This is a genomic window from Cellvibrio sp. (assembly GCF_046347455.1).
GTDB lineage: Bacteria > Pseudomonadota > Gammaproteobacteria > Pseudomonadales > Cellvibrionaceae > Cellvibrio.
In genome coordinates this window covers 1-7,543 of sequence record NZ_JAXMGC010000015.1, presented here as the reverse complement: position 1 = coordinate 7,543, position 7,543 = coordinate 1, and the positions used below count along the sequence as shown (strand labels likewise).

Genomic DNA, 7,543 nt, shown 5'->3' with positions numbered 1-7,543 from the left:
GGTGTTGTCTATGACATCAATGAAGTTGGCAACATTTATTTAACATGGTCAACTGCAGCAGACATCAACGGTGGTGAATCCGATGTAGGTACAAGCAGCGGTTATGGTGGTACCGTAATTTATAACGGTAGCGTTGCCGGAGCAAAACCAGAGCGTTCAAACAACTATGAGTTAGGTACCAAATGGAATCTCTTCGATGAAACCTTGTTGCTAACGGGTGCGATTTTCCAGGTTACTAAATCTGATGTTATGGAAGGCGCTAACTATGATTCGGTGGGAACCTTCAACACGGGAAAAATTCGCGTTCGCGGTATCGAGTTTGGCGCGACGGGTCAAATTACTGAAAAGCTGACTACCCAAGCGGGTGTAACCTATATGGAAGCAGAAGTGCTTGAGTCTGCTACAGCAGCCAATATTGGTAAAACAATTAGTAACTTTGCTGACAAATCTTTGAATCTGCAATTGAAGTATCAGTTCACCGAGAAATTCGGTTTTGGCGGTGCTTGGAAATACGAAGGTAAAAAATACGCCGGTCAGCCTGATACGGCGGCTGTTTATACCACTATTCCCGCATCGGGAGCTTACTATTATTCGCAACCAATTCCTGCTTACGCAGTGCTCGATTTTTTTGCGACATACGACTTTAGTAAAAATTTGGATTTACGTTTGAATGTAGGTAACGTGACAGACAAGGACTATTACCTTGCAGCCTATCGCTCGGGTTCGTTTGTTTACAAAGGCGATGCACGCACAACTCGCCTTACGCTAAACTACAACTTCTAATCCCAGCTTTTTGTCTTATTACTCATGAGAGCCGGGCGTTCGCCCGGTTTTTTATTTTTATGATTGAGAGTCAGCAATTACTACAGCCGTTAAATTACATTCCAGCCGATATTTATTTCGCGCAGGATTACGAACTTTTAGCACAAGGTTTTATCCCAGCGCCTAGTTATTCTTACATAGCTGGTGGTAGTGGGCGTGATCAAACGTTAGCGGCTAATCAGGCTGCGTTTTCAAAATACCCAGTGGTTCCGCGTATATTGCGTGACTTAATACAAGGAAATGCGCAAATCAGTTTGCTTGGAAAAAACTACAGCCATCCTATTTTTCTAGCGCCAGTTGCCTATCAGAAGCTTGCGCATCCACAAGGCGAACTGGATACAACACGTGCCGCAGATGCAACTGATACGTGCATGATTTCTAGTACGCTGTCTAGCTATAGTCTGGAAGAAATCGCAAAAGTTGGCGCAGCAGATAAATGGTTTCAGCTTTACTTTCAATTCTCGCGTGAAGCAACTTTAGATTTATTAAAACGCGCTGAATCGTCTGGTTACAAAGCGATTGTTGTTACCATTGATACAACAATTCGTTCTCCGAGTTTGGGAGCTTTACGCGCTCAGTTTCAAATGCCGGCGGATTGTGTTGCAGTAAATATTCAAACTTATGAGCAAGTAACTGCGAAACATATTCAGCATGGGCAGAGCAGAATTTTTCAAGGTGTCATGCAAGAGGCGCCCACATGGGCTGATCTGGAATGGTTGTTAACACAAACAAAATTACCGATTTTTGTGAAAGGTGTTTTGCATCCTGAAGATGCGGAAAAAATAAAAAGCATGGGTTGCGCTGGCATTATTGTTTCCAATCATGGCGGTCGTAGCTTAGACGGCGCTCCGGCGAGCATTGATTGTTTGCGAGAAATAAGAACAGCTGTGGGAAATAATTATCCAGTATTGTTTGATAGCGGTATTCGTTCAGGCTTAGATATTTTTAAAGCCATTGCTCTGGGTGCGGATGCGGTGTTAATAGGTCGTCTTCAAGTTTACGCTTTAGCTGTCGCCGGAGCATTAGGTGTTGCGCATATGTTAAAACTCTTGCGTGAAGAATTAGAACTCACCATGGCGCAAGCCGGTTGTGCAACTATTGCCGATATTCGCAAATTTAATTTACGCACTGCGTAATAGGGAGCAGTAATGCTACTGATTATTGAAAATCTTTTAACTAAAGATGAAGTTAAACAATTTCGTGCATACATGGCGCAAGCAGTTTGGGAGCCCGGTATTAAAACAGCGGGAACTTTGGCTCGTTCTGCTAAACAGAATTTACAGCTGGACGATGCCTCAGAGGTGGCCACAGGTTTACGCAATCACATTTTGCGTAAGTTGGGGAGCCATCCATTGTTTATTTCCGCAGCGTTGCCGGGCAAAATTTATCCACCTAAATTTAATTGTTACAAAGACGGCGGCACCTACGGTACTCACATAGATAGCGCAATTATGCCGGTTCCGGGAACCAACATGAGTGTGCGCGGTGATCTATCGGCCACGCTGTTTTTGTCAGAGCCTGACGAGTATGTGGGTGGAGAACTAGAGATCGACGGTGTGCAGGGCGGGGAGGGAATTAAACTCGCTGCAGGTGATATGGTGCTTTATTCGTCTGGCTTTGAACATCGCGTTAACCCAGTCGTAAAAGGCGCTCGTTACGCTTCATTTTTTTGGATTGAAAGTTATGTGCGCGACGAAAAAAATCGCAGCACCCTGTTTGAGCTTGATCAAACCATTCAGCAACTTACGCAAAAATTAGATGCCGGCGATAAGGATGTATTAAAGCTCACAGGTATTTATCACAACTTGTTGCGTTCATGGGCAACAACATGAGTCAAGAAAAAGTCTTGCTTTGGGATCCGCTGGTTCGGATTTTCCACTGGTCAATTGCGGGCGTCTTTGTTGCCAATTATTGGTTTAATGAAGCTGGTGAGAAGTGGCATGAATGGCTCGGCTATTTGGCTGTTGCGTTTTTAATTGTGAGATTCGTCTGGGGATTTGTTGGGCAGGGTGCTGCGCGCTGGTCGGACTTTTTCCCCACCTATACCCGGCTTAAACAACATGGTTCTGCATTAATCCACCGCAAACCTTATCACCGTTTAGGTCATTCACCTATTGGTGCGCTTGTGATGATCTTGATGATGCTGCTAATACTCGTTATAGGCGTGAGCGGTATTATGATGGAAGAAATCGACTATTTCTGGGGAGAAGATTGGGTGCAAGATCTTCACTCGTGGAGTGCCGATGCACTATTGATGTTAGTCGGCGTACATATACTGGCTGCGCTGTTTGAAAGTTATCGTCTTAAAGAAAATCTCCCGCTTTCTATGATTACCGGTAAGCGCAACCGCGTTGATTAGTGTTTCTTTTTCACCAAGCTTTACCTAATCTGCCTCCCACGCTTTGTCAGCCGTATTAAGCTCCACCTGTGCTTATTTTTGTAAATGCAAAGTTCATTCAAACGCCACATTTTTTGCACAAAATGCGGAATAAAGGATGGTAGAGTTACGCGGTGAATTTTCATGGTTCATTCAGACCAAACCTCCTGATATTTACTTGAGACGTGGATATGTCCAGATTTCTGACATCAATTGCTGAGTTTGTTTCGTTTTGGCGTTTTAAAAGAATAATTTTTCTTATAGCCACGATTTTGGTGGCTATAGGCATCTGGAAATATTTTTTTGCTCGGAGTAACGAAGCGGCAAATTATGTAACCGCAAATGTTGAACGAGGAAATATCCAAAACCTGGTTACAGCAACGGGAATACTTCAGCCGCGTGAATACGTTGATGTAGGTGCGCAGGTTTCCGGACAGTTAAAAAAATTGCATGTCGTAGTTGGGCAACAAGTTAATGCAGGGGACCTGCTCGCAGAAATTGATGCGACGGTTTATCGAGCCAAAGTGGACGGTATTCGCGCGCAGCTACAAAATCAGAAAGCGCAACTAGGTGATCGTGAAGCTCAGTTGATGCTTGCCAAAATTCGGGTAGAGCGTCAACAAAATTTGTTTAAGGATGATGCTACAACCAAAGAGTCCTTGCAGACAGCAGAAGCAAGTTATAAATCTTCCGATTCTTTATTGAAAGCCTTGCAAGCGCAAATTGAGCAAACTGAATCCAGCCTGCGTGCTGAAGAGGCGAATTTGGCCTACGCAAAAATTTACGCTCCCATGAGCGGAACAGTGGTGACTATTACCTCGCGCCAAGGCCAAACGCTTAATGCAAATCAACAAGCGCCAACGGTTATGCGTATTGCGGACTTGAGTATCATGACTGTTCAAACTCAAGTGTCTGAGGCGGACATAGGGAAGTTGCAAGTAGGAATGCCCGTGTATTTCACAACTTTAGGCGGGCAAGATTATCGCTGGTATAGCAAGCTGGATCGCATAGAACCAACTCCCGTGGTTACTAACAATGTTGTTTTGTACAACGCACTTTTCGACGTACCTAACGACAGCAAAATGCTGATGACCCAAATGAGCACGCAGGTGTTTTTTATTGCTTCCCAAGCTAAAGATACATTGGTAATCCCAGCGGCTGCCGTGAATTTTAAACCGCGCAAGACCGGTGAATCTGGCGAGAATAAATGGGGTGACCAATCTAACTGGCAAAAACGCAATTCGGATAATAAACCAGAGAGAGATGATCCGAAGAGCAATTCGAAAGGTGATGCAAAAGACGAAAGCAAACCTGATGCTAAAAATTCTGCCGACAAAACAGACGATAAAAAAGAGGCAAACCAATCGTCTCGGGTAAATGAAAACAAGTGGGAACAATCCGCTAGTTCAGGTGACGAGAAACCGCGGCATAGACGTGGCCCGCGCCATACGCCCGGATCAGATGGTGCGCCGCAGCCAGCAACGGTTCAGGTTATGAATGCCAAGGGTGAGCTTGAAGAGCGAAAAGTCATGGTTGGTATTAGTAACCGCGTGCAGACTCAAGTTCTCGAAGGCTTAAATGAAGGTGAAACGGTCGTAGTTGCTATGCGTCAACTCGATAAACCTAAAGGCGCTCCGGCATCACCCATGGGAGCGGGCGGTGGTGTTCCAGGTGGCGGCGCTCCGGGTGGTGGTGCGCGTCAAATGCGATAAGCATGCAAGTAAAAATAGCTTTTTACGATGCAATTGCTGTTAACCATTTAGGTCTCTGCTGGCGAATTTATGACTGATAAACAACCACTGATCAAGCTGACAGGCGTTACCAAAAGTTTTCAGAATGGAGATTTGGAAACGCGCGTTTTACATGGCATTGATTTAGAAATTTACCCCGGCGAGTTCGTGGCCATTATCGGTCAATCGGGCTCGGGTAAATCTACCTTGATGAATATTTTAGGTTGTCTGGATAAGCCGACGACTGGTGAATACTATTTTTCCGGAAAAAATGTTTCTGCTTTTGATGCCGATGAATTAGCCCAACTGCGGCGTGAAGCCTTTGGATTTGTTTTTCAAAGTTACAATTTGTTGGCAGGTGCAACGGCCTGTGAAAACGTTGAGATGCCCGCAACCTATTCAGGAATGCCGCCGGACGAGCGCCGCGAACGCGCCAGCGAGTTATTAAGTTCTCTAGGGCTAAGCGCGCGATTAGATCACCGACCCAATCAACTTTCCGGTGGGCAGCAACAACGTGTTTCCATTGCACGTGCGCTAATGAACGGCGGCCAAATTATTTTAGCCGACGAGCCGACAGGCGCACTGGATAGTAACAGTGGTAAAGAAGTGATGAAATTGCTCAAGAATCTTTCTGAGCAAGGGCACACGATTATACTCATTACCCATGATTCACATGTAGCCAACCATGCGCAGCGTCAAATAGAAATTCGTGACGGTCTTATTGTTTCAGATCCGGGCCCGAGTGAAGTAATTCATCCTCCAATCACCGAGGCAACTCTCCACGGGGAACCGAGTTTCTCAACTGAAATTTTGGAAGGCTCTAAAACCGCATTTCGTTCGCTGCGAAGCAATGTTTTTCGAACCGTTCTTACTCTCTTAGGGATCGTCATTGGTGTTGGCTCTGTAATAACCATGTTGGCCATTGGTGATGGTGCTAAAAAAGCGGTGGTAGATAGTATTAGTGCTATGGGTTCTAATTTATTGGTTATTAGACCGGGCGGACCTGAGCAGCGTAGAGCTTGGGAAATTCAAACACTTGTTCCTGCCGATGTAGCAGAAATTAATAAATTGCCACACGTTGCAGCTGCCTTGCCGGAGCTTACGGGCAGTTACACTATTCGTTATGGCAATGTGGATGTGAGCACGGATGTGAATGCCACCGGCTATCAATACCCCATGGCTCGAAAATGGGATATTGCATCGGGAACATTTTTTACAGAAGAAGATGAAAAAACTTTTGCGACGGTCGCGGTATTGGGAAAAACTGTTGTGCGTAAATTATTTGCCGACGAGGATCCGCTTGGTAAATACATCATCGTTAACAACGTGCTATTCCAAGTGGTAGGCATTATGGCCGAACGTGGTGCTGACCCAGGCGGTGCAGACCAAGACGATAAAATTCTAGTGCCTTATACAACAGGTAGCTTGCGCATCATGGGAAGAAAGTTTTTGCGCAACGTAACCGTCTCGGTAGATTCAGAAGAGCACATGATGGATGTGCAGGATTCGGTAAGCTCTTTGTTAATGGAGCGACATGGGACAGAAGATTTTACTATTCGCAATATGGCCTCCCTTATTGATACCTTGTCTGCAACACAAAACACTATGACGATTTTGCTCGGTTCAATTGCAGCAATTTCATTGTTGGTGGGTGGTATAGGTGTAATGAATATTATGCTGGTAAGCGTGACCGAGCGAACTAGGGAGATCGGCGTGCGTATGGCCACGGGAGCGCGGCAGAGAAATATTATGCAACAGTTTTTAATTGAAGCTTTGAGTGTTTCTGCGTTGGGCGGAATTATCGGCGTCATTCTCGGGTTGCTGGCCGCCGCTATAGTAGGGCATTTTGGAATGCCGATTGATTACTCTCTAGGTCCAGTCATTTTGGCGTTTAGTTGTGCCTTTTTAACGGGCTTAATATTTGGCTTCTTACCAGCGCGAAAAGCGGCGCGCTTAAATCCTGTAGTCGCTTTGGCGTCGGAGTAATTAGGGTGAAACAATTTAACAAAATGAAATTACCTGTTCTTGTTTTTGTTGGCTTGGCACTATCAGCTTGTTCGTCAATGGATGAGGTACCAAATGCCAATATTCAATTTTCACCGGTTTGGGAATATCTGCCGCAACGAGAAGGCGCAATTAATATTGAGAAAGAGTGGTGGAAAACCTTCGAATCACCGCAGCTTACTCAGTTAGTTGAAGCTGCTCAGCAAAAAAATTCGGATGTTGTTATTGCTAGGGAACGAGTAAGACAAGCCGAATTGCAAATGAAAATCGCCAACGCGAGTCTATTTCCCTCATTAAGTTTGAGTGCATCTAGCGGAGAGCGACGTTCGAAGACGGAAGGTAATGATTGGCTAACGACAAATTCAACAAGCGCCGGCGTAAGTGCGAGTTATGAGCTGGATTTGTGGGGCGGTGTAATGGCAAATCGTCATGCTGCCAAATCAAATTATAAATCAACGGTTTTCACCAATGAGGCTGTTCGTTTAAGTATTTCTGCAAGTGTAGCTACTTCCTGGTTTAATTATCTCGCTCTGCAAGAGCGCACACTAACCGCACAAAAAAAATGTGGAAATTGCGGAGCGAATTCAACGTATTGTCGATTCTCTGTATC

General features: G+C 45.1%; 7 protein-coding genes. All 7 read left to right on the top strand.

Annotated elements, in window-relative coordinates:
* On the top strand, positions 1-783 hold a 783-nt coding region (locus tag U1F02_RS15625; protein WP_409991332.1), incomplete at its 5' end, for a TonB-dependent receptor.
* A gap of 59 nt (positions 784-842) precedes the next feature.
* Positions 843-1,958 carry an alpha-hydroxy acid oxidase gene (locus U1F02_RS15620; protein WP_409991331.1) on the top strand — a complete coding sequence of 372 codons (1,116 nt, stop codon included), beginning with the start codon at positions 843-845 and terminating at the stop codon, positions 1,956-1,958.
* A gap of 12 nt (positions 1,959-1,970) precedes the next feature.
* Positions 1,971-2,654 (top strand): Fe2+-dependent dioxygenase, encoded by a 684-nt coding sequence (locus U1F02_RS15615; RefSeq protein ID WP_409991330.1) that lies wholly within the window; start codon positions 1,971-1,973, stop codon positions 2,652-2,654.
* A complete protein-coding gene (locus tag U1F02_RS15610; RefSeq protein WP_409988309.1) occupies positions 2,651-3,181 on the top strand; it encodes a cytochrome b/b6 domain-containing protein in 531 nt (176 codons plus the stop codon). The genes U1F02_RS15615 and U1F02_RS15610 overlap by 4 nt, the downstream gene beginning before the upstream one ends.
* Before the next feature lie 209 nt (positions 3,182-3,390).
* Positions 3,391-4,911 (top strand): efflux RND transporter periplasmic adaptor subunit, encoded by a 1,521-nt coding sequence (locus U1F02_RS15605; protein ID WP_409988310.1) that lies wholly within the window; start codon positions 3,391-3,393, stop codon positions 4,909-4,911.
* A 69-nt stretch (positions 4,912-4,980) separates the two neighbouring features.
* Positions 4,981-6,915, top strand: a complete 1,935-nt coding sequence (locus tag U1F02_RS15600; RefSeq protein ID WP_409991329.1) for a MacB family efflux pump subunit — start codon at positions 4,981-4,983, stop codon at positions 6,913-6,915.
* Between the two features lie 5 nt (positions 6,916-6,920).
* Positions 6,921-7,543 (top strand): TolC family protein (locus U1F02_RS15595; protein ID WP_409991328.1); only part of this gene is annotated, 623 nt, incomplete at its 3' end.